Genomic DNA, 3,167 nt, shown 5'->3' with positions numbered 1-3,167 from the left:
ACGGCAGGCCCCGCCGACCGATTGCAAGCGGTCGGCGGGGCCATTGTGGCTCTTGACAGCGGATTGGGTCATATGAGCGAGCGACGTCCAGGACGTACAAGTTGGCATGAAAAAGGCAAGGCATAGACCTTCTGGTCATGCCTTGCCTTTTGAATGACAAATTGTCGTCCTGGGCGGCGCGCAGCGTCGACTGGTTGCGCGGTTCGTAGAACCGCGCAACATAAGTGCGCCCCCTCCCGCGCACGGAACGGGAGGGGGCTAAAGGTAGGAGTCTACCGGTGGGTTTACCCCACCGGACAGACGATGACCAGGTGATCCTCTACAGGATCGTCAAGGTTTCCGTGGGGTACCCATTGGGTACTTAGAGCAGCACGCAGGCGACGGTCAGGATGACGGCGCAGACGACGGAGAGAGCGACGATGAGCTTAAGGGCAAACTTGAGCCAGGTCGTCCACTCGATCTTGGCCAGGGCGAGACCGCCCATGATGGCGCCGGAGGTCGGGGTGAACAGGTTCACGACACCGATGGCGGCGGAGAAGATCATGACCATGACCTCGGGCGAGAAGCCGAGCTTAACAGCCAGCGGTCCCATGATGGGCATGGAGACGGTAGCCATACCAGAGGTCGAGGGGATCAGGAAGGACAGGCCGAAGTAGACCAGGAAGCTCATGGGAGCGAAGATCACGCCGGACAGGCCAGCCAGGGCATTGGCGGCAGCGTCGAGGACGAAGACGTCGAGGCCGGTGTTAGCCATGAGGACGGAGATACCACGGGCGAGGGCGATGACGAGAACAACGGACATCATGTCGGCAGCGCCGGTGATAAAGGTGTTAACGATCTGCTTCTCGGACAGGCCACCGATGATACCGATCAGGACGGCCATGAGGAAGAACCAGGTGGAAGCCTCGTCGAAGTACCACTGGCCAATGGGCAGGCCGGTGATCAGGGCAGACCAGCCCTGGACGACGGCGTTACCGTCGGCGTCGTAGACAGCGCCAGCGTCGAAGAAGTTAGCGACGCCCTCGTTGAGGTCGGCCAGCGGAATGAAGCCGACGATCATGACGACGAAGGTGAAGGCGAAGGCAATCAGAACACCCTTCTGACGACCGGTGAGCTTGACCTCCTTGTGGACCTCGGAAGCAGCCTTGCCGTGAGCCTCTTCGGCGTCCTTGAGCTCCTGCATCGACAGGATGGTGGAACCCTTGTCAGCCTTGACCTTCTTGGCGTAGCTCATCACGAAGAAGATGGACATAGCGGTAGTGACAATCCACAGGACGGCACCGAGGCCGATGATGATGGACTGGTTGACCTCAATGCCAACGCCGGTCAGAGCGTCGACGGCAGCGCCGACGGCGAACGGGTTAACCGTGGAGCCCAGGCAGCCGCAGCCAGCGCCGAGCAGGACGGTAGCGGCACCGACCATGGGGTCGAAGCCAGCGGCCATCATGGTAGCGGCGAGCAGGGCGTAGAAGGGAACGGTCTCCTCGCACATACCATAGGTGGTACCACCGAGGGAGAAGATGAGCATCAGCACGGGAATGAGCATAATCTCGTTGCCCTTAAGCTTCTGCACCAGAACGGCGATGCCGTTGTCCAGGGCGCCGGTCTCGGTCATCATACCGAGGAAGCCGCCCAGGATCATAACGAAGAGGCAGACGGGCAGAGCGTCAGCGAAGCCCTTAATCGGGGCGGTGCAGAAATCGCTCAGACGGGCGGCAGTAACCGCGCCGCCGGACGTGCCGGAGACGATAACGGTAATCACTGCGACAATTGCCAGCAGAGCAAGAAGAATGGTGAACGATGAAGGCATACCGCGCTTTTTCTTAGCGGTCTCAGTCATAGTTCTCATCCCCCCTTCATAAATCATTTGCTGATCTCGCCAGAAGCGGCTCTTCCGTGCCGTGCCTGCCGCTTGATGCGAGATTATTACCAGATAAAACCGCTCGGGGTGTGCAGCAATACACCCCGAGCGAGATGCTAGATGCTCTTACTTGAGCGTGGCGTACATGACAGCCTTGATGGTGTGCATGCGGTTCTCGGCCTCGTCGAAGACCTTGGAAGCGGGGCTCTCGAAGACCTCGTCGGTGACCTCCTGCTCGGTGATGCCGAACTGCTCGCACTTCTCGGCGCCAATGGTGGTGTTGGTGTCGTGGAAGCTGGGCAGGCAGTGCAGGAAGATGGCACCCGGGTTGGCCATAGCCATGACCTCGGAGGTGACACGATACGGGGTGAGCTGAGCGATGCGCTCGGCCCAGACCTCGTCGGGCTCGCCCATGGAGACCCACACGTCGGTGTAGATAACGTCGGCACCGGTGACGCCGTCCTTGACGTCAGTGGTCAGCTTGATGGTGCAGCCGTTAGCCTCGGCGATGGGCTTGCAAGCCTCGATGACGTCGTCGGCGGGCATGCACTCCTCGGGGCCGCAGGCCACGAAGTTCATGCCGAGCTTGGAGCAGACAACCATGAGGGAGCGAGCGACGTTGTTCTTGCAGTCGCCCATGAAGACGAGGGTCTTGCCCTTGATATCGTAGTTGAAGTTCTCCTGGACGGTCAGGATGTCGGCGAGCATCTGGGTGGGGTGCCACTCGGTGGTCAGGCCGTTCCACACGGGCACGCCGGACTTAGCAGCGAGCTCCTCGACGTCGTCCTGGGCAAAGCCACGGAACTCGATGCCGTCATACATGCGGCCGAGAACACGGGCAGTGTCCTCGATGGACTCCTTCTTGCCCATCTGCGACGAACCCGGATCGAGGTAGGTGACGCCCATGCCCAGATCCATGCCGCCGACCTCGAAGGCGCAGCGGGTACGAGTGGAGGTCTTCTGGAAGAGCAGAACGATATTCTTGCCCTCGAGATAGCGGTGCGGAACGCCAGCGCGCTTCATATCCTTGAAGTTCTTGGAGAGCTTGAGCAGGTACTCGATCTCCTCGGTGGTGAGGTCGAGAAGCTTGAGGAAGCTACGGCCGGAGAGGTTAACACCCATGGTTCGATTCCTTTCGAAGAAATGAATTACGTAAGTATTAGTGTTGCCCGTTTAACGGGCGAAGCCGGTGCGGTTGTAGGGGGACCGCACCGGAAACGGAAAGACTTAGAGGTCCTCGCGCCAGAAGGGCATGCTCATGCAGCGCGGGCCGCCGCGGCCGCGGGAGAGCTCGGCGGAGGGCACG

Annotated in this window: 3 protein-coding genes; all 3 read right to left on the bottom strand. The window is 60.5% G+C overall.

The genetic code is table 11. The features are described from left to right. Window positions 1-361: 361 nt before the first annotated feature. The gene (locus tag GPK42_RS09940) at window positions 362-1,849 is read right to left on the bottom strand and encodes a YfcC family protein (RefSeq protein WP_423064376.1); all 1,488 of its coding nucleotides are present in this window, start codon (window positions 1,847-1,849) and stop codon (window positions 362-364) included. Window positions 1,850-1,987: 138 nt separating this feature from the next. Further along, complete coding sequence (argF, locus tag GPK42_RS09935) at window positions 1,988-2,983, bottom strand: ornithine carbamoyltransferase (RefSeq protein ID WP_006234279.1); 996 nt, start codon at window positions 2,981-2,983, stop codon at window positions 1,988-1,990. Between the two features lie 105 nt (window positions 2,984-3,088). Beyond that, the coding region (locus GPK42_RS09930) for an arginine deiminase family protein (RefSeq protein WP_195192534.1) at window positions 3,089-3,167 on the bottom strand (79 nt) is incomplete at its 5' end.

Source organism: Collinsella aerofaciens, from assembly GCF_018785265.1.
GTDB classification, from domain to species: domain Bacteria; phylum Actinomycetota; class Coriobacteriia; order Coriobacteriales; family Coriobacteriaceae; genus Collinsella; species Collinsella aerofaciens_AI.
The sequence above is the reverse complement of the archived record's forward strand: the minus strand, read 5'-3'. Positions and strand labels throughout refer to the sequence as shown.

What these genes read in the sequence shown, in the direction of transcription:
- GPK42_RS09940 (WP_423064376.1), bottom strand. Translation starts at nt 1,849, where the DNA reads ATGAGAACTATGACTGAGACCGCTAAGAAAAAGCGCGGTATGCCTTCA.
- argF (WP_006234279.1), bottom strand. Translation starts at nt 2,983, where the DNA reads ATGGGTGTTAACCTCTCCGGCCGTAGCTTCCTCAAGCTTCTCGACCTC.